We start from the raw sequence: 16,354 nt of genomic DNA, 5'->3' as shown, positions 1-16,354 counted from the left end.
CAGCGTGAAATTCCGGGCAGAAAACATGTGTCTCCGGCTCCCACCACCGCGCCTCCGAGGTCGGCTGTTTCAAGCCAGGACCCGCGCACTCACGCCCGGCGGCAGCTCACGTCCCCATCCTGTGAGCGGATGAGCGCGGCGGTCAGCTCGGTGCCGAGGGCGGCGCAGAGTACCTCGAAGGTTCTCCGCCTCGCGCCTCCGACGACGCTGGAGGGCTGGCTCGTGAGCGTCTCCGGGTGCCTCACGAAGATGTTGTAGCCCACGATGCAGCCATCCGCGCGGAGCACGGTGATTCCATCCGTGGCCATCATTCCCCGGAGGAGCTGGGCCGTGGCGCGCACGGCGGTGGCCGCGCTGTCGGTGGGGTCCGCGTGGTAGCGCTCCAGCAGCGCGACGATGTCCAGCGGGCGCGGCAGGATGATTCCGTCCACGAAGAGCATCGAGCCCGCGCGCTCCCGGGGCAGCACCGCCACCAGCGTGCCGTGCGAGCCCTGCATCACCTCGAAGAGGACGCGGCGGAAGAAGCCCCGGGCGCGCTCGCGGCTCGCGGTGGCCACGCCATCCGTGACGGCATCGGCCAGCTCATCCAGCACCTCCGGCGGCGAGGACGCATCCACGCGCGCACCGGACAGGTACACGTGCCGGCACAGCCCGCCGCACGCACGCAGCTCCAGCACGTTGTCCGCGAGCTGGAGCACGCCAATCACCCCTGCCCCGGCCTCGTCCGCCCGGCGCAGGCGCTCCAGCGGTGTCTCGGCCAGGGGGAACGGGTCCGTCCGGAAGACGCCGTAGGCGAAGCCCTCCGGCACGCGCAGCAGGTACAGCGCCCACCAGCGGCCCTGACCCAGCGGCGCGCACTGCTTCAGCGCCCGTTGAATCGTGGCCCGCGAGCGGGGACCGATGCCAATCGCGATGGGGTCATGCCCGCCCAGCTGCGCCAGCATCTGCCCCAGGTCGTCACAGACGAAGGCCATGGGGAACAGCGGCGCGCCTTCCTCGCGGTAGCGCGACAGCGTGACGATGAGCTCGCCAATGGAGTCCGCCGTCTGCGCGCACGACATGCGGGCTTCATCCAGGAACGTGCTGACCGCCTCGGTCAGCAGGTGGCGGAAGGACAGGACGAGAGGTGGCGAGCCCGGGGCGGCCGAGTCCGAGCCATTCATGACGGCTCCAGCATCGCGCATTGCCGCCGCTTGCGCACGGACGGAGTGACACCGTGCCCGCCTGCCTGCCCTGTGACCGCCGGGAGCTTCAGCGCGCCTGCTTCTTGAGCGTCACCAGGAGCTTGCGCAGGGCGCGCCACTCGTCGGGCTCGAAGCCCTGGAGGGTGCGGATGAGGCGGCGCAGCTCGGGCGGGTGCTCGGCGTAGGGCGGGGGCGGCTCGGCGACCTGCAAGGGGCTGGGGGGCATGGTGCCCGCGGGCAGCCCCAGCATCCGGTCCGCGGACTCGTGCAGCACGTGGCACAGCCGCCAGAAGGTGGGGATGCTGGGGAAGGCGCGGCCGCGCTCGATGCGGCCGTACACCTCGGTGGCCAGGTCGATGCGCTCGGCGACGTCCGCCTGGGTCAGCTCCTGGCGCACGCGTGCCGCCTGGGCATTCTTGCCCAGCGTCTTCTTCAGTGACGACTTCTCGCGCTCACCGAGCATACCCCTGGCCCATCCTGTAAAGTTCTGGGCCGTAGATACGACTTAATGGATTGGGAGCACAGGACACGCGGAGTGGGGCTGGCTGCAAGACCCGGCAGGTTGCTGTCCCGAACCGATTTCTCCCATCGGGACGGGAGCCCCTACCCCACCGGTGGCGTGGCCGTGGCCCCTCGTCAGGAAAGACCGGCCCGAGCCTCGTCAAGCCGCGCCGCCGTGCGCGTCCAATCACCGGCCAGCCCGTCCAGGTGACGCAGCACGTCCGCGAAGAAGCGCGCCTCCAGCGCACGTGCCAGGGTGGCTCCGTGCGCGTCCGCCCACTGCCGGGTGACGCGGGCCCGCACCTGCGCGCCCAGCAGGTCCACGAAGCGCTCCATCAGGGGCGTGGACAGCAGCGTGCCCGCCCACACCACCGCGTCGTGGCCGAAGCCTCCCGTGGCCACCGTCACCGCCGCCGCCGCGCCCGAGGGCACCGAGTACACCAGCGTCGTCAGCGCCTGGAGCAGCTCCTCGCGCATGCCCCCTTGCAGCTCCGCGCCCACCAGCTCGCGGCAGAAGGCATACAGCGTGGCCCGGTCCGCGGCGTGCGCATGCAGCGAGTCGAAGCCCAGGGGCTCCTCCAGCTTCGCCAGCATCACGGGGCCGAAGGCCTCCGCCAGCTTCGCGCGCGTCTCGTCGTCCCCACGCCAGGCGGCCACCTCCGGGGCGAAGGCGTCCACCAGCTTCCGCACACCGTCCTTCATGGAGTCGTCCACCGCGTGCGTGGGCGTGTCCGTGCCTTCCGGCTCCGGTCCGGTGAAGGACTGGCGCACCTTGCGGCTGACGAAGGTGAGCGCCGTGGCCAGCCCGCGGAAGGGCAGTCGCACCCACTTGTGGAAGTTGCTGCGTGCGTCCAGCTCGTCCCGGAAGGCGTCGATGAGGATGTCCGCCGGCACCGCCTTCAGCGCCGCGTGTCCGCCCACGCCATTCAGCTCGTGCCGCAGTCGCTGCCGCAGCCGCTCCGGCTCCTGCCCGGCCCGCGACGCGGCCCTGGCCACCACTTCCAGCTCCGCGCGCGCATCCGCCAGCGACGCTTCCAGCGCCCGGGCCTTCAGCTCCCGCGCGTGCTCGGCCTGTCCCAGCAGCGCGGACAGCGGAGGCCGTCCGTCCAGGGGCTGCGTGGCCAGCGGCTTCAGCCCCGCCTCCACGTCCGGCTGGTGCGGCGCCAGGTAGCGCGCCAGCGGCGGGTGGCCCACGTCCGAGGCCAGCTTGTCCAGGTGCCCGCGCGCCACCTCCTCGCGCGTGGCCTCGTTGTAGACGAGGAGGTACGGCCGCCCGTGCCCCACCGCCGCGCGCAGGAAGTCCACCAGCGCGGCGTTCTGGTACGTCTGCCGGCTCACCACGAAGACGAGCACGTCCACCGTGACGAGCAGCGCCTCGGCGCGCTCGCGGTTGTCGCGGTACACGCTGTCGAAGTCCGGCGTGTCCATGACGAGCAGCCCGCGTGGCACCGCGTCCGCCAGCACCAGGTACAGCCGCCCCGCCGGGCCCGCCTGGTCCACCGGCGCCACGTCGCCCGAGGCCACCGGCACCGTGTCGTAGCGCCGGGTGAGGAAGTCCTTCAGCGCCCCCGTCCACGTCTCCGGGTGCGCCGCCGCCAGGCACTGCTTGGTGAGGCCGCCCTCGGGCCTCGCCGGGGACAGCGCCGCGCCCACCAGCGAGTTGAAGAGGGTGGACTTGCCCACGTTGTTGGGGCCGGCGATGGCCACCAGCAGCAGGGGCGCGTCCGCGGAGCCCAGCCGGGGAAGCAAATCCCGGCGCAGGCGCTCGGCGAGGCGGCGCGCGGCGTCGGCGTCCGGCGCCTCCGGGAAGCGCTCGGGGACGGGCAGGGCGTCCAGGGCGGACGCGAGGGAGGTGCGCAGGGTGTACGGGTCTCTCATCACCGGAAGTCCGCGCACCAGAGCACGCACGCGGGGCCCTGCCCAGCAGCCTTCACTCACGGGTGTCAGCCGAGGACAGACGCGGGCAAGTAGCGCTAGGGTCTCCCCATGCGTATCCCTGCCGCCTGCCTGCTCCTGCTGGGGCTCGTCGCCTGCACCGCCGCCACCACGAATGCGCCCGCGGACGAGGCCCATGCTGGGGCCCCGCTGCCCTTCATCGAGGACGACTACAGCCGCGCGCTCGCCGAGGCGAAGGCGAAGGGGCTGCCCCTCTTCGTCGACGTCTGGGCCCCGTGGTGCCACACCTGCCGCTCCATGAAGGCCTACGTCCTGTCCGACAAGGCCCTGGCCCGGCACGCCGGCCGCTTCGTCTGGCTGGAGGTGAACACCGACCTGACGTCCAACGCGGCCTTCCAGGAGAAGTACCCCGTGGAGTTCTGGCCCACGCTGTACGTCATCGACCCGCGCCAGGAGAAGGCCCTGCTGCGCTTCGCCGGCAGCGCCACGGTGGCGCAGCTGGAGAAGCTCTTCGAGGACGGCGAGCGCGCATATAAAGGAGGCGTCACCGGCGCCGAGGCGCTGCTGGCCCGGGGCGACGCGCTGTACGGCGAGGGGCGCTCCGCGGAGGCCTCCGAGACGCTGTCGGAGGCCCTGGCCGAGGCGCCCGCCGACTGGTCCCGCCGGGGCCGCGCGGTGGAGTCGCTGCTGACGGCCATGTACGGCGCGAAGCTGTACGAGCCGTGCGCGCGCAAGGCGCTGGAGGAGCTGCCGAAGACGCAACGCTCTCTGTCCTGGGCCAATGGCGCGCTGCTAGGCCTGTCCTGCGCGCTGGGGCTGCCGGAGGACCATGCCGCGAGCAAGGAGCTGCGCGTCGCCACGGAGGCGAAGGTGGCCGAGGCCCTGGCGCCGCCGGCCATCGACATGGCGGCGGATGACCGCTCCGGCCTGTACGAGATGCGCGTGGCCGCGCGCGAGGCGGAGAAGGACGAGGCCGGCGTGAAGGCCCTCTCCGAGGAGTGGCTGAAGTACCTGGAGGCCGAGGCCGCGAAGGCGCCCAACCCGGACGCGCGCTCCGTCTTCGACTCGCACCGCATGGTGGCCGCGATGAAGCTGGGCGCGCCCGAGCGCGCGATTCCGGCGCTCGAGCAGAGCGAGAAGGACCTGCCCCAGGACTACAACCCGCCCGCGCGGCTGGCCACGCTGTACCGGCTGCAGGGGCGGCTGGATGACGCCCTCGCCGCGAGCGACCGCGCGCTGGCCCTCGTGCAGGGTGCGCGCCGCCTCTCGGTGCTCTCCGGCCGCGCGGACATCCTGGTCGCTCGCAAGGACTCCGCCGGCGCGGTGAAGACGCTGGAGGAGGCCATCGCCTTCGCGAAGACGCTGCCCGCCTCGCAGGTGTCGCCGCGCGCGGTGGCCGGGCTGGAGAAGAAGCTCGCCGGCCTCCAGCCGAAGTAGCGCTTCAGCCTGGCCCGCGGGCGGCGGCGCGGGTGTCCAAATCGAACAGCTCGAAGTCCTCGGGCGGGCACTCGCGCATGCCCCCGTCGGTGAAGACGAGCACCGCCTCGCCCGGCTTCACCGGCGGCGGTGCTCCGTGCGCGTAGTGCACGCGCGTGCCGTCCGTGACGAGGTGCCGCACCACGCCGTCACGTGTCTCCGCCGTCGGGAAGCCCAGCAGCTCGCGGCTGCGCTTGTCTCGCGTGTGTCCCACCACCTGCGTCAGCCCGGCGGGGAGCCGCCTCGGGTCGAAGCGTCGGCGCGGGGTGGTGCGCACGCGCTCGGCGTCCTCCGGCTTGAGGCTGGGGCGCTGGTAGAAGATGCCCACGCCCTCTCCCTTGAGGGCGTCGCCCGGCTGGTGCAGGCCCGGCACGGCCAGCGGCCCGTCCGTCCAGGCCGCCACCGCCGTGTCCATCGCCGCGTTCAGCGCGTCCGCCACCGCGCCCGCGTCCGCCCGTCGCGCGGCCGGCAGGCCCGTCACGTCCAGGTCCTCGTGGGTGCCGCCCGCGTGCAGCACCAGCAGCCCGGGCCCGGCCGCGTGGGCCACGCGGAAGCGCCGCGCGCGCAGCAGGTACTCCACCCACGTGCGTTGCGCCTCGCGGAAGTTGCCGAAGTCGCGCGCCACCAGCTCCGCGGTGGGCACGTTGGGCCAGCGGGCGAGGAAGGCGCGCTCCGCCGCCTCATCCGTGTCGCCGCCCACGTAGGCCCGGTCCGCCTCGGCCTGCGCGGCGGCGAAGGTGGCCTCCGTGAAGCCCGCCAGCTCGCCCACGCGGCCCAGGTCGTGGTTGCCCAGCAACATCACCGCCTGGTCCGCCGGGTGCGCGGCCAGCCACGCCACCAGCGCGAGCGCACTGGCGGCCGCCGCGTCGCGCTCGCTCGGCTTGCCCCAGTCGAAGTGGTCGCCCACCGAGACGAGCTGGACGTCCGGCCGCAGCCAGCCGTCATCTCCCAGCACGTCCTGGTGCGCGAGGATGGCCAGCACGCGGCCCAGGTCCGCCTGCGGGTCGCCCATGACGAGCCTCCGCTTCCGGGGGCGGCCGTCGGCGGGCGTCGAATGGGGGCCCTTCGCCACGGCCTCGGCGGCTCGGGTGAGGGCGGCCTGGATTCGGCTGGACACGTCGGCTCCGGCCTCAGGAGGTCTGGAAGAAGCGGGCGATGAGCGCCGAGCGACTCTCCACCTGGGCCTTGCTCAGCAGGTGCGTGACGTGGACCTCCACGGTGCGCTCCGCGCAGCCCAGCCGCCCGGCAATGGCCTTGTTCGTCTCGCCCTGGACGATGTGGGTGAGCACCTCCGACTCGCGCGCGGTGAGGGACCAGCGCGCCGAATGCGCATGCACGCGCGCGGCGGCGCTGGACGCGGTGCCGGTGTCGATGGCCAGGTAGTGCGACGGCAGGCCCGGGGTGCGCAGCGGCGTGAGCGTCAGCGGGCCGGAGCAGGGAACGCCCTGGGCGCCGCGCTTCAGTTGCTCCATCAACTCCGGCTCGCCGCGCTCCAGCCGCACCTTGCCGGCGCTGTTGGCGTGGACCACGCGGCCGCTGGCGCTGACGACCCAGGCCGCGCGCCCGAGCGCCTCCATCGCCACCTCCAGCGCGGTGGACATCAGCCCCGACTCGCGCAGCCGCGTCTCCATCGCCAGCCGGCGCTGCAGGGCCGGCGTCAGCGCCTGGAGCAGCCGCTGCTCGCGGTCCGTGAAGGGCTCGCCCCGGCCGATTCCCACCCAGCCGAGCAGCGTCGGGCCCTCGCACACCAGCGTGCGCAGCCAGGCCATGTGCTCCACGCCGAGATGCCGGAACACGGCGCCAGAGCGGGTAAGCGCCCGCTCGCGCACCGTCTCCAGCTCACCCTCGCTCAAGCCCAGCCGCCGCCCCACCTCGCCCGCGGGCAGGTCCGGCAGCGGCATCCGCTGCGACTCCGTCTCTGCCAGCGAGCGGAAGTGCAACGCCCGGTTGCGCTGGGCCGGCTCCGGCCTCGCCGGATCGAACCAGCCCCAGGGGTCGCCCACCGCGGACATGGAGCCATCCAGCGCCCCATGCACCGTCGCGCCCGGGAGCGAAAAGCCCGCGCAGTGGGAGTAGCTGGCGTTGTATCGCTCGGGGCCCACATCCACCCCGTAGGCGAGGGCCCGCTCCGCCTTCAGCGCCTCGCGCAGGGCGCCCAGCACCATGGGGAGAGACTCCGCACTGGGCTCGGCTTCCGCCAGCAGGACCTCAAGGTCCGCCAGCAGGCCCTGCTCCTCGGAATTCAAACGGATCAAGATTTGCTGAGTATACCCTCACGGGCGGGGTCCACGTCAGGGGCGACCCGGGATGGGCCCGCAACCGTCCTCGCCTGGACTTCCTGCGTACCCGGGCCTGGGGTGTAATCCGACCCGAGGGGTTTCCCTGATGGAATTGGGACCTGCCTGACGCGAGACTGCGCCGTCGGCTCCCGGGGGGGAGGGCCGCGGTGCGTGAGCGCGCGCCGGGTGCTCGGCCTCCGGGTACCCGGCGCGCAGCTCTTTCCGCCCGGTCCGGAGCTTCCTTCCCCAGCAGCGACAGGACGGGCCGAGCGCTCGCTTCGAAGGCGCGGTTCGCCGCGTCGCACGTCAGGTGTCGCGCAGCAGGCGCGGGAGCCGCTCGGACGGCACCACCCTTCGCATGAAGTGCAGCATGCCGAGCGCCAGGTGCGCGAGGCCGAACGCGAGCGTCGCCCAGCCAATCCACGCGCTGACGTCCTCCATGCCCAGGCCGACCAGGCCCCAGATGGAGAGCGCCGAGCCGACGGCCCAGGGAGCGCCGGTACGGATGTGAGGCGCGCTGAAGGCGGCGCCGAGCGAGAACAGGGCCGCGGCCAGCACGCCGAAGCCGAACCACTTGGGCTCGGAGATGGGGAAGATTGCCGCCAGGGCCAGTAGCGCGCTGAAGAGTCCGAGGATGGAGAGTCCCAGGGTCATGACGTCGCTCCGCGAAGTACCAGGATGAAGGTGGAGTCGCGGCGCCAGGAATCCAAGCGAGCGTGGGTTTCGCAGCGAAGCGCTCCGCCGAGCCCCTGGCGCGTAGCCCGCGACGCACTTCCGGCAAGCGGGCTTCGCGCTTTGCCGCACGGCGTCGTGCTCAAGGCCGCGAAACGGCTCCCTCCGCGCATTCGGCACGCCGCTGGCTACGGGGGATCCGCGACGGACTGACAAACGCAACACAGTGGGGGCGGTGCTCCCGACTGGAGGCCAGATGCGGAGTCACGGGAAACCCAGGGTGCGCGCTGGCGTGCTCACGCGCAGGGCGCGCTGAGCACGCACAGGGGATGACCGCGTGCGCCGGAGGGGCCGCGCGGAAACGAATGGACACCCAGGGAGGTGTGAGATGACGACGAAGAGCTCCGCGAAGCGGGCGCTGTGCATGGCCGTGGTGATGGCGGTCTCCGGATGCAGGACGCCCGGGAGCATGGGCTCCCAGGGCATGAGCGCCTCGGACTCGGGTGGCTCGGACTCGGGCGGCTCCAGCCAGGGCGACTCCAGCAAGTCGGATTCGGGGGGCTCCAGCGAGGGCGACTCCAGCAAGTCGGAAGGCTCGGGCGACTCCAGCAAGTCGGAGGGCTCGGGCGACTCCAGCAACTCGGATGGCAGCTCGGAGTCCAAGAGCTCGGAGGCGGGTGGCTCCAGCGAGAGCAACTCCAGCGACAGTGGCTCCAGTGAGCGCACCTCGCGCAGCTCCGAGGAGGGTGGCTCCAGCGAGGGCTCCAGCGGGACGGAGAAGGCGGAGGGCGAGGCGTCGCGCTCGCGCTCCGACAACAGCAGCCAGAGCAACAACGACAACGTGGTGTCGGCGGTGACGGTGGGCGCGCTGGTGGTGGGGCTGGGCGTGGTCATCTGGCAGGCGTACGCGGCGGCCGAGCGGCGCCGGGGCGGCGTGGAGCCGAAGGAGCTGGGACGCACGGCACAGGTGTATCTGCGCTCGCGCACGCACCAGCTCCGTGAGGACCTGGCGCTGGGCGCGGGCCCCACGGTGGAGGACCTGGCGGCGGCGGCGAACATCCGCCGTGAGAACCTGGGCACCTTCGGCCGCGTGCTGCGCTCGCACCGCAAGGAGCTGCTGGCGATGGCGGACGAGCGCCCCCTCACGCCCGAGCGCGCCCTCGCGTGGTTGGAGCGCGTGGGCGAGCTGGCCCGCGCCGACCCACGCCTGGAGGAGGACCGCCGCGCCTTCGTCCTCACCACGCAAGGTGCTGAGGGGACGGCGGAGGTCGCGCATTGAGCCGCCGGGTGGCCTGGCTGCTCGGCCTCGCCTGCGCGCTGCCGGTGGCGGCGGCGGAGTCGTCAGGGCAGGTGCGGGCGCTGGAGCCATCCGGTGCGCTGACAGTGGAGGCTCCGATAGAGGAGGCGTCGTCCAGCCTTCTGCCGGTGCTGGGGCTCCCCAGTCTGGTGCCCTCGGAGGAGTCGTCCCTGGCCGCGCGGGTGCGCGTGCTGGAGCGCTCCGGCGTGGTGCTGCGCGGCGCGGCGGCCCGGGACGCGGCGCTGGTGACCGAGGTGGAGGCGGGGCTCCAGTCCCTGCCGCCCGCGATGCGCCGTCCACCCGGAGGCCCGTTGGAGCTGGTGCTGCACCCGGAGCCGGCGCCGCTGGGCCTGGGCGACGGAACCCCCAGTCGGCCGGACTGGACGGAGAAGCGGGCGCGCTTCCACCTTTATAGGTATGCGCCCTCCAGCGAGCGCCGCGCCACGCTGCGGCTGTCGCGGCTGACGGAAGGAGAGGAGGAACAGCTGTGGCGCCGCCGCGCGGTGGTGCACGCGGTGGTCCAGCGCTGGGACGACGCGCACGGCTGGAGCGACACCCCGGGCTGGCGCCGACTGTCGGGCTGGCAGAAGCCCTTCGAGCGTCCGCTGGTGTGGAAGGAGGAGTCGCGCCTCAACTTCGCCGGGGCCTTCAGCCGCGCGCTGGGGCAGCGGAGCGCCTCGCTGGACCTGGTCACCTTCGCGGAGGAGCTGCTCGTCCCGCCGGAGTCGCTGCGTGCGGACGCGCTGCCGGTGGACGACCAGGTGCGCTGCCAGGAGTTCTCCAAGGCACGTGCCCTCGCGGAGCTGGTGGCCTCGACCGGGCTGGGCGCGCTGCCGCCGCGTGGAAGCTGCCCCACCTTCGAGGCCTGGGCGGAGCTGGAGTCGCTGTCGCACTTCGAGGTGCTGCTGGTGGCGTCCACCGGGCGCCAGCCGGAGTCCCTCTTCGGCCATCTGCTGCTGCGTCCGGTGTGGCACGAGGGCGCGGTGCCGCGCGGCCCCACCTTCGAGCGCGTGGTGCAGTTGGTGGCGCTCACCGGCATGGAGTCCAAGGGCCTGGGCTACATCGTGAAGGGGATGACGGGCGGCTACGACACCGTCTTCCTCACGGGGACGATGGGGGACCTGTCGCACGAGGCGCTGGAGCTGGAGCAGCGCTCCATCCGCCGCTTCCGCCTGCGCCTCACGGGCGGCGAGGGGGCGCGGATGCTGGAGCGGGTGTGGGAGCTCGAGCGGCGCGGGTACATGGGCTACTACTTCTTCACCGACAACTGCGCGAGCGCGCTCCTCTTCCTCCTCAATGGCGCGCTGGAGGGTGGCCGGCAGGTGCGGGCGCCCGGCGCGCTGTGGGTGCTGCCCACGGCCACGCTGGACACGCTCGCGCGCGTGGAGGTGGTGGGCGCGGACGGCCACGCCGGGCCACTGCTGGAGCACGTGCCGGACACCTTCGAGTCCACGGGCGACCGCGCGCTGCGCTCGCACACCGCGCGGGAGGAGGCCCTGAGCGCGCTGGCGGGCCAGGTGGGCACCGCCGAGCACGCGAAGCTCCAGGGCCTGCACACGCGCCTCCAGTCCCCCGAGCCCGACACGCGCCGCGCGGCCTACGAGGCGCTGCCGGAAGTCGTGGCGGCGGCGCTCGGCTCGGCGAGGCCCGAGGCGCGCGCGGGGGTGCGCGAGCGGCTTCACGCCTATGTCACCCACGCGGTGCGCGTGGAGCGCGCGGCGGTGGACCGGGCGGAGGGTGAGCGCCTGAAAATCGAGCGGGAGCAGCTGCTCGCGGTGAGGGTGCCGGTGCCGGGCGCGGCGGCAGCGGGCGTGCGCGAGCGCCAGCGCATCTTCGAGAGCGAGGACGCCCTGCAGCGGAGGCTGTCGGTGCTGGACCGCACCACGCTGTTGCAGGAGGCGCTCGCCGCCGCGCCGCGCCGCCCGCCCACGCCGGAGGAGCTGCGCGCGCTGGTGAAGGCCGAGCGCACCGAGGTCGCCTTCACCCGCGCCACGGAGGTGCAGGGCGCGCTCAACGACGGCGTGCTGGCGGAGGTGGACCCGGTGGCCTTCCTGGGCGAGGACCGCCGGCGCAAGGTGGAGTCGGAGACGGCGTGGGCGCGGGACGCACAGCGGGACTCGGGCGCGGGGCGCACGGTGGTGAGCCTGGGCGTGGACTTCCCCGACGTCGGCGGCGCGCGGCCGGTGGTGAGCGTGCGCACCGCGGGCATGGCCGAGGCGCTGGGCGACGCGCGCCTCCACGGCTTCCAGCCGAGCAGCGAGCTGCGCGTGCTGGACGGAGAGCTGTCCCTGGAGCCGCGCTGGGGCGTGCCCAGGGTGGTGTCCTCGGAGATGACGCTGGTGGGCTACCGCACGCTGCTGCGCGAGCTGCCGCAGTTCCGTGAGTCCGCGTGGGACTCGATGGGCTGGGGCGCGGCGGCGCGCGTGACGTCGGACCCGGAGCGCTTGCTGCCGTACCGGGCCTCGGTGCAGGCGGAGGCGCTGATGGTGCTGGACGAGGGCGCGCGCTTCTCGCACTTCACGGCGGTGGGCGTGGGCGGCCTGGCCACGCTGCACTGGAGCGGGTACGCGCTGGCGCCCGCGGCGGGGCCACGTCTCTCGGTGGCCCACCGCACGGGGCTGCCCGGCTCCGGGGCCAACGCGGTGCGGGTGGAGGCGGCCTATGCCCCCACCTGGCGCGTGGGCGACGACCACGTCACGCACGAGGCGGGGGCCTCACTCCAGGTGGAGTGGTGGCTGGGGCGCGCGGGGCCCTTCGGGGTGCTGCTCACTCCTCGCGCACAGGTCCACTGGGAGGCGTCGTCACGCTCTCCGTCGACGTGGTGGGACGGCTCATCGGAGCAGCGCCTGGCACTGGGGTTGGAGATGCGCTGACGCCGAGGGGGGCGCGCGGCAGGTAGTCGCCCGTCGTCAGCGGTCGGCTGGCCGCGCCCGCCACCGCGCCGATGAAGGTGCCGATGATGTGCAGCAACGCCCAGCCCCGGAAGCCCAGGCCGTAGAAGAGGTACGCGGAGTCATTCCGGCTCATGAAGAGGAGGACGTAGAGGGCCCCCGGCACCACGATGGAGGTCACCGTGGCCGCGGCGAGCGCTCGCTTCATGCGGCCCGCGTGGTAGCCGCCGAAGACGCCACCGATAAGGCCGTTGAAGAAGGGAATCCAGAAGGTGACGGTGGTGCCGATGACCATCGTCAGGATGCTGCCGATGAGGATGGGGCGCTTGAGGACGATGGTCTCCGGCTTCATGCCGATGCCCGGGGGCAGCCCGACGGGGATGAACTCCCGGTGGACCTCCGGAGTGTACGAGGGAGGTGTCGTGCCCATGTCGGGTCCGGTCCTGATGAATTCAGCCATGTGTCTTGCTCCCATGCGGACAGGGTGAAGACCTGCTGCATGTCCTTGAGGTTGGGACGGTGGCGGGAACACGGAAGGGCCGCTGGCTGCGCCGAGGGGCTGGCCACCCTGCGAGCCCTGGAACCCTGGAGCCCTCGCTGCGGAATCCCGGCCGGGTGCACACCTCCGGAGGGAGCCACGTGAAGATGGGCACGAGACGTGGCGGATGGGTGGCCTGCGGCTATGCTGCCGCGCCCGGCCGCACCCCCTACTACCTCGCACGGATATCCTCATGAGCCTTCGCCGCAGCCTGCTGACCGCCGCCCTCGTAGCCACCGCCCTCCTGTCCGCCTGCACGCTGCGCCCGCGCTACAAGGACGTGGTGCAGCCGGGCACCTCCACGAGCGTCGCGGGGCAGACGGTGGCGCTGCGCGTGCTGGACGCGGAGACGAACCAGCCCGTGGCGGGCGCCCGGGTGCTCGCGGGCGACAACCGCTCCCGCCTGTCCGCCATCAGCGATGTGGAGGGGCTGGTGAAGCTCCAGGTGTCCCCCGACCTGCTGAAGGAGAACCCGCTGGTGGAGGTGGTGCTGCCCTCGGGCGTGCGCGCCTACCGCCTGCAGCTCATGCCGTCGGGCGAGTCCCCCGCGCCGATGAGCGTGCCCGAGGCTCCCGCCGCGCCTGTCGCCCCCGAGGCCCCTGTTGCTCCCGAGGCGCCTGCCGCTCCGGCGGCGCCCGAGGCCCCTGCTGCGCCGAATGCGCCCGAGGCCCCCGCGTCCGCGGGCGAGCCCGACGCCGGCACCTGATTCGGTGCGGCACTGCCTCCGCGCGAGGGCTCAACCGAGCTTCGCGCGGAGGAAGTCCACGGTGCGCTTCCATGCCGTCTCGGCGTGGTCGCGCGAGTAGACCTCAGGTGAACCAGCGCACCAGCCGCTTGCCCTGCATCTTCCGGTACACCTGGAGGCGGCGGCGGAACTCGTCGGTGATGTGCGTGAAGCGCACGCCGTAGCGGCCCCGCACGCGCTCCCCCGCGGCCCGCTGCGTCCACACGACTTCACCCTGGAAGGGCAGCTCCTCGTCTCCCACGGCGATGGAGCCCTGGACGGGCATCCCCGGCTTCAGCGGCTGGAGCAGCTCCGCGCAGAAGCCGCCCTCGGACACGTCGTGCGTGTAGACCGGCAACATCCCGCGCAGCCGGACCGTCAGCCGGTGCGCGAAGCGGGGCAGATTGCGTGGCTGGAGCATGACCGTGATTATGGCATTTTCCATCTTAATTGGAAAACAGGGCCGCCCGGGGAGCTGCCAGGCTTGCTCCGGTGGGGCTACAAATCCTCGGAAGGACTGAGGAATCTCCCAGGGCGGAGGCAGGCATGTCGAAGGCATTCACCAAGGAGGACTCGGGCGGGGACGAGGGGCTGCTGCCCGCGCGGCCCCGTCCGGCGTCGGGGGAGAAGCGCTACATCACTCCCGAGGGCTACCGCGCGCTGCAGGAGGAGTTGCTGGCGTCGCAGGGGCCGGACACCGGGGCGGAGGGGCTGACGCCGCTGGAGGCCGGAGTGCGGCGCAAGGAGCGGGAGCGGCGCGCGCGGGAACTGGCGGCGACGCTGGAGGAGGTGCGGGTGGTGGAGCCGGACGCGGCTCAGGCGGGCCGAGTCTTCTTCGGCGCGTGGGTGGAACTGGAGGACGAGGACGGAAGTCGGGTGCGCTACCGCATCGTCGGGCCGGACGAGGCGGACGTGAAGGCGGGGCGGTTGAGCGTGGAGTCGCCGCTGGCGCGGGCGCTGCTGGGCAAGGAGGTGGGCGAGTCCGTGGTGGTGGAGCGGCCTCGGGGGGCGGTGGAGTACACGGTGGCGCAGGTGGACTACGCGACGCAGTGAGGGAGGCACGAAAGCATGCTCCGTGAAAGGCGCCCGGTTATGTTGCGCGCCCGTCATTCCCTCCCTCGCGGAGTCGTGAACATGCGAAGTCTCCTGGCTGTCCTGGTGGTCGTCCCCTCGGTGGCGCTGGCGCAGCTGCCCGACCCGGCGAAGGCAACCGTGACGAGCGCCCCCGTCGCCGGCAACGTGCACATGCTGACGGGCGCGGGTGGCAACATCGGCGTGTCGGTGGGCCCGGACGGCCTGCTCATCGTCGACGACCAGTTCGAGGTGCTGGCGCCGAAAATCAACAAGGCGTTGGACAAGCTGAGCAAGGCGAAGATTGCCTACGTGCTGAACACGCACTACCACTTCGACCACACGGGCGGTAACGCCGTGTTCGGACGCGAGGGCCGCATCATCGCGCAGCGCGAGGTGCGCACGCGACTGATTGCGGGCGTGGACATGGGCGCGATGGGCAAGATTCCTCCCGCGAAGAAGGAGGCGCTGCCGGTCATCACCTACGACACGGGCATGTCCCTCTACTTCAACGGCGAGGAGATTCGCCTGACGCACCTGCCGGCGGGCCACACGGATGGCGACACGCTGGTGCACTTCACGGGCTCCAACGTGCTGCACATGGGTGACCACTTCATGGTGGACGGGTTCCCGTTCATCGACCTGCACGGCGGCGGCTCGGTGGAGGGCTACCTGCGCAACGTCGAGAAGGTGCTCCAGACGCTGCCCCAGGGCGCGAAGATCATCCCGGGCCACGGGCCGCTTTCGGGTCGCGAGGAACTGGAGCGCTTCGTGGCGGCGATTCGCGAGTCCGTGGCGCTGGTGCGCACGAAGCGCGAGGCCGGCAAGACGCTTGCGCAGGTGAAGGCGGAGGGCCTGCCGGAGAAGTTCAAGCCCTGGGGCGCCGGCTACATCAAGCAGGACATGTGGCTGGAGACGGTGTTCACCAGCCTGGAGCAGGGCGCGAAGACGGCGACCCCGGGCACGCCGTAGTCTGCTTCGAGCACCCGGGGCCCGCCCGTCACGTGGCGGGCCTCGTGCTTTCTCGCCTCACCTTCGCGTGGCGATGACGGTGCTGAGCGGGGTGAACGGCTCGGGAAGGACTCCGTCCCGGACCTCGACGCTGAAGCCCTCCGCCTCGAGCAGCGCGCGGGCGCGAGGCACCAGGAACGTCAGGTAGTACATGACGAAGGGCGGCTTCCAGAGCGCGTTGCGCACGCGCATGGCCGCGTTGAAGCCCTTGGCCAGCCAGAAGCCCGGATGGAGCTTCGACGGCGGGTGCGAGGTGACGAAGAGGAACCGGCCTCCGGGGCGCAGCGCGCGGGCGATGCCTCGAACGAGGCGCGGCTCGTCCTGCTCCAGGATGTGGCCGAAGGCGCCGAAGCTGGTGACCACGTCGAACTCCCCGTCGAACGGGAGCTCCAGCGCGTCGCCGCGCACGAAGTCGAAGCGCGCGTCGCCGGGAGCGCCGGAGAGGCGGCGCGCGGCCTCCTCCAGCATGCCCTGGCTCAGGTCGAACCCGGCGACGCGCTCTCTCGCCAGGGGGCGCAGGAAGCGCATGGCGGCGCCGGTGCCGCAGCACACGTCGAGCGCGCTGCCGACGGAGCCGGGTGGCCCCAACTGCTCGACGGCGGCCTTGAGCACCGGGTCCGGGGTGCGGAAGGGCGTGTAGTCGAACTTGGGCGCGAGCAAATCGTATCCGCGCTCGACGGAGGTGAGGGCCTGCTCGGCCAGCTCCCGGAGGGTGGGCCCTTGGCGGTGGAACATGGTGGCTTCCATGTATCGCATCCACGGAGGGTGCAGGTGACGCGCGGTGGCGGAATGCCTCCCAGTGGAAGCCAGGCGA

General features: G+C 72.6%; 15 protein-coding genes. 6 read left to right on the top strand and 9 right to left on the bottom strand.

The genetic code is table 11. From position 1 onward, the window contains the following. Positions 1 to 89: 89 nt before the first annotated feature. From G4D85_RS41680 to G4D85_RS41670, 3 genes are all read right to left on the bottom strand, one after another. On the bottom strand, positions 90 to 1,163 hold the full coding sequence (locus G4D85_RS41680; protein WP_205525933.1) for a hypothetical protein: 1,074 nt from the start codon (positions 1,161 to 1,163) through the stop codon (positions 90 to 92). A gap of 88 nt (positions 1,164 to 1,251) precedes the next feature. Continuing rightward, positions 1,252 to 1,647 (bottom strand): helix-turn-helix transcriptional regulator, encoded by a 396-nt coding sequence (locus tag G4D85_RS41675; protein ID WP_164019837.1) that lies wholly within the window; start codon positions 1,645 to 1,647, stop codon positions 1,252 to 1,254. 173 nt (positions 1,648 to 1,820) lie between these two features. After that, positions 1,821 to 3,563 (bottom strand): GTPase domain-containing protein, encoded by a 1,743-nt coding sequence (locus G4D85_RS41670; RefSeq protein WP_205525932.1) that lies wholly within the window; start codon positions 3,561 to 3,563, stop codon positions 1,821 to 1,823. 108 nt (positions 3,564 to 3,671) lie between these two features. On the opposite strand from G4D85_RS41670, the gene G4D85_RS41665 reads away from it, so the two are divergent. Beyond that, the gene (locus G4D85_RS41665) at positions 3,672 to 5,018 is read left to right on the top strand and encodes a thioredoxin family protein (RefSeq protein WP_164019836.1); all 1,347 of its coding nucleotides are present in this window, start codon (positions 3,672 to 3,674) and stop codon (positions 5,016 to 5,018) included. A gap of 4 nt (positions 5,019 to 5,022) precedes the next feature. Here G4D85_RS41665 and G4D85_RS41660 read toward each other — a convergent pair whose 3' ends face one another. The 3 genes from G4D85_RS41660 to G4D85_RS41650 all read right to left on the bottom strand — a co-directional run bounded on the left by G4D85_RS41660 (position 5,023) and on the right by G4D85_RS41650 (position 7,990). Next, a complete protein-coding gene (locus tag G4D85_RS41660; protein WP_164019835.1) occupies positions 5,023 to 6,174 on the bottom strand; it encodes a metallophosphoesterase in 1,152 nt (383 codons plus the stop codon). A 13-nt stretch (positions 6,175 to 6,187) separates the two neighbouring features. Beyond that, on the bottom strand, positions 6,188 to 7,312 hold the full coding sequence (locus tag G4D85_RS41655; protein ID WP_164019834.1) for a response regulator transcription factor: 1,125 nt from the start codon (positions 7,310 to 7,312) through the stop codon (positions 6,188 to 6,190). 330 nt (positions 7,313 to 7,642) lie between these two features. Further along, the gene (locus G4D85_RS41650; protein WP_164019833.1) at positions 7,643 to 7,990 is read right to left on the bottom strand and encodes a hypothetical protein; all 348 of its coding nucleotides are present in this window, start codon (positions 7,988 to 7,990) and stop codon (positions 7,643 to 7,645) included. 406 nt (positions 7,991 to 8,396) lie between these two features. Between G4D85_RS41650 and G4D85_RS50035 the strand changes: the two genes are divergently transcribed. Then, on the top strand, positions 8,397 to 9,287 hold the full coding sequence (locus G4D85_RS50035) for a hypothetical protein (protein WP_240359814.1): 891 nt from the start codon (positions 8,397 to 8,399) through the stop codon (positions 9,285 to 9,287). Beyond that, a complete protein-coding gene (locus G4D85_RS41640; RefSeq protein ID WP_164019832.1) occupies positions 9,284 to 12,178 on the top strand; it encodes an Lnb N-terminal periplasmic domain-containing protein in 2,895 nt (964 codons plus the stop codon). The genes G4D85_RS50035 and G4D85_RS41640 overlap by 4 nt, the downstream gene beginning before the upstream one ends. On the opposite strand, the gene G4D85_RS41635 is transcribed toward G4D85_RS41640, so the two are convergent. Continuing rightward, the gene (locus tag G4D85_RS41635) at positions 12,072 to 12,656 is read right to left on the bottom strand and encodes a hypothetical protein (RefSeq protein WP_164019831.1); all 585 of its coding nucleotides are present in this window, start codon (positions 12,654 to 12,656) and stop codon (positions 12,072 to 12,074) included. The two genes, G4D85_RS41640 and G4D85_RS41635, sit on opposite strands and share 107 nt — an antisense overlap. A 271-nt stretch (positions 12,657 to 12,927) precedes the next feature. Between G4D85_RS41635 and G4D85_RS41630 the strand changes: the two genes are divergently transcribed. Next, positions 12,928 to 13,440 (top strand): hypothetical protein, encoded by a 513-nt coding sequence (locus G4D85_RS41630; RefSeq protein WP_164019830.1) that lies wholly within the window; start codon positions 12,928 to 12,930, stop codon positions 13,438 to 13,440. Between the two features lie 103 nt (positions 13,441 to 13,543). Here the strand turns inward: G4D85_RS41630 and G4D85_RS41620 are convergent, their stop codons facing one another. Next, the gene (locus G4D85_RS41620; RefSeq protein WP_164019829.1) at positions 13,544 to 13,879 is read right to left on the bottom strand and encodes a PilZ domain-containing protein; all 336 of its coding nucleotides are present in this window, start codon (positions 13,877 to 13,879) and stop codon (positions 13,544 to 13,546) included. A 125-nt stretch (positions 13,880 to 14,004) separates the two neighbouring features. Between G4D85_RS41620 and G4D85_RS41615 the strand changes: the two genes are divergently transcribed. Continuing rightward, positions 14,005 to 14,511, top strand: coding sequence for a GreA/GreB family elongation factor (locus G4D85_RS41615; protein ID WP_164019828.1), 507 nt, complete (start codon positions 14,005 to 14,007; stop codon positions 14,509 to 14,511). A gap of 81 nt (positions 14,512 to 14,592) precedes the next feature. Next, positions 14,593 to 15,501 carry an MBL fold metallo-hydrolase gene (locus G4D85_RS41610; protein WP_164019827.1) on the top strand — a complete coding sequence of 303 codons (909 nt, stop codon included), beginning with the start codon at positions 14,593 to 14,595 and terminating at the stop codon, positions 15,499 to 15,501. A gap of 57 nt (positions 15,502 to 15,558) precedes the next feature. On the opposite strand, the gene G4D85_RS41605 is transcribed toward G4D85_RS41610, so the two are convergent. Continuing rightward, complete coding sequence (locus G4D85_RS41605; RefSeq protein WP_164019826.1) at positions 15,559 to 16,275, bottom strand: class I SAM-dependent methyltransferase; 717 nt, start codon at positions 16,273 to 16,275, stop codon at positions 15,559 to 15,561. Positions 16,276 to 16,354 lie beyond the last annotated feature (79 nt).

The organism is Pyxidicoccus trucidator, from assembly GCF_010894435.1.
Taxonomy (GTDB): domain Bacteria; phylum Myxococcota; class Myxococcia; order Myxococcales; family Myxococcaceae; genus Myxococcus; species Myxococcus trucidator.
This window is presented reverse-complemented; position numbering and strand designations above follow the sequence as displayed.

Coding starts and splice junctions, on each gene's coding strand:
- G4D85_RS41680 (WP_205525933.1), bottom strand. CDS start 1,163: ATGAATGGCTCGGACTCGGCCGCCCCGGGCTCGCCACCTCTCGTCCTG.
- G4D85_RS41675 (WP_164019837.1), bottom strand. CDS start 1,647: ATGCTCGGTGAGCGCGAGAAGTCGTCACTGAAGAAGACGCTGGGCAAG.
- G4D85_RS41670 (WP_205525932.1), bottom strand. CDS start 3,563: ATGAGAGACCCGTACACCCTGCGCACCTCCCTCGCGTCCGCCCTGGAC.
- G4D85_RS41665 (WP_164019836.1), top strand. CDS start 3,672: ATGCGTATCCCTGCCGCCTGCCTGCTCCTGCTGGGGCTCGTCGCCTGC.
- G4D85_RS41650 (WP_164019833.1), bottom strand. CDS start 7,990: ATGACCCTGGGACTCTCCATCCTCGGACTCTTCAGCGCGCTACTGGCC.
- G4D85_RS50035 (WP_240359814.1), top strand. CDS start 8,397: ATGACGACGAAGAGCTCCGCGAAGCGGGCGCTGTGCATGGCCGTGGTG.
- G4D85_RS41635 (WP_164019831.1), bottom strand. CDS start 12,656: ATGGCTGAATTCATCAGGACCGGACCCGACATGGGCACGACACCTCCC.
- G4D85_RS41630 (WP_164019830.1), top strand. CDS start 12,928: ATGAGCCTTCGCCGCAGCCTGCTGACCGCCGCCCTCGTAGCCACCGCC.
- G4D85_RS41620 (WP_164019829.1), bottom strand. CDS start 13,879: ATGCTCCAGCCACGCAATCTGCCCCGCTTCGCGCACCGGCTGACGGTC.
- G4D85_RS41615 (WP_164019828.1), top strand. CDS start 14,005: ATGTCGAAGGCATTCACCAAGGAGGACTCGGGCGGGGACGAGGGGCTG.
- G4D85_RS41610 (WP_164019827.1), top strand. CDS start 14,593: ATGCGAAGTCTCCTGGCTGTCCTGGTGGTCGTCCCCTCGGTGGCGCTG.
- G4D85_RS41605 (WP_164019826.1), bottom strand. CDS start 16,275: ATGTTCCACCGCCAAGGGCCCACCCTCCGGGAGCTGGCCGAGCAGGCC.